The following is a 1259-nucleotide window of genomic DNA, read 5'->3' as shown; positions in this document are numbered from 1 at the left end:
TATTGTAAGTGCCGCCCGCAAGCCCGAGCTGCTCCACAAACCACAGCCGCTCCTGACCATGCGACAATGGCAAGGGCACGTCGCGCGCAACGCGCGGGATGTCCCGGGGAACGCGCCGTCCTTCGGCAGCAGCGGCAACGCGCCGCTGCAGGAGTTCACGCCGCAACAATGCAATATCGGTCATCCCATGCTCCCGATCACGGCTTTGGATTGGTCCTGCTTGGCGCCGACGTCACCCAGATCCTGCAAGGCCATCTCGAGCTCTTCGGCTGTCATCGTCTCGATGTCGCCAACGAGGGCCTCTTCGACATGGACGGCAATTTCGGCCACCGTCGGTCCCATGAAGATCACACGGACGGGTAGCTCTACGCCGAGCGCGACCCGCATCTGGCCGATGAGCTGCATGGCCAGCAGAGAGTGGCCGCCGAGTTCGAAGAAGTTGTCGTTGATGCCGACGCGGTCGAGGCCGAGGACCTCGGCGAACAGTCCGGCCAGCACGGCCTCGACTGGATTGCGCGGCGGCTGATCGTCGGCCTCGCGGTTGCGGTCTGGTGCCGGCAGCGCGTTGCGGTCGAGCTTGCCGTTCGGCGACAGCGGCAGGTGGTCGAGCCTGACGATCGCCGACGGCACCATGTGGTCGGGCAGCGTGGTCTGCAGGTGCCGCCGCAACTCGCTGATGTCGATTGAGGTCTCCGGATGCACCACCACATAGGCGACCAGGCGCTTGCCGCCGTCATCCTCCCGGATCATCGCCGCAGCCTGGGCAACGCCGTCCTGCGCCGAGAGTGCCGCCTCGATCTCGCCGAGCTCGATCCGGAAGCCGCGCAGCTTCACCTGCATATCCAGCCGCCCCAAGAACTCCAGCGCGCCATCGGTGCGCCAGCGCACCAGATCTCCGGTGCGATACAGACGCTCGCCGGCTGCGAACGGATTCGGCACGAAGCGTTCCGCCGTCAACCCAGGCCGCAGCAGATAGCCGCGCGCCAAGCCGGCCCCGCCGATATGAAGCTCGCCGGCCACCCCGACCGGCACCGGCTGCAGCTGTTGGTCCAGCACATAGGTTCTGGTGTTCGGCAATGGACGGCCGATCGGCGGCCGGCCGTTGCCGTCACAGCGGAACATCGTGGTGCACACGCTGGCCTCGGTCGGCCCATAGGCGTTGAACACCTGCCGCCCGGGCAACCAGGGCCGCAACAGCTCCGCCGCGCACGCCTCGCCGCCGACCAGCAGCGTCTTCAGATCCGGCAACGATGTGACAG

At 67.0% G+C, this 1259-nt stretch carries 2 protein-coding genes; both read right to left on the bottom strand.

Annotated features, from left to right (window positions below; all coding sequences use genetic code 11):
• The coding region (locus ACQR1W_RS39780) for a hypothetical protein (RefSeq protein WP_434855884.1) at window positions 1–184 on the bottom strand (184 nt) is incomplete at its 3' end.
• Window positions 181–1259 (bottom strand): non-ribosomal peptide synthetase (locus ACQR1W_RS39775; protein WP_434855883.1); only part of this gene is annotated, 1079 nt, incomplete at its 5' end. The genes ACQR1W_RS39775 and ACQR1W_RS39780, both read right to left, overlap by 4 nt.

Origin of the sequence: Bradyrhizobium sp. HKCCYLS1011 (genome assembly GCF_051167795.1) — a bacterium.
GTDB lineage: Bacteria > Pseudomonadota > Alphaproteobacteria > Rhizobiales > Xanthobacteraceae > Bradyrhizobium.
Note: the sequence above shows the minus strand (reverse complement) of the source record. Positions and strands in the feature narration are given on the sequence as shown.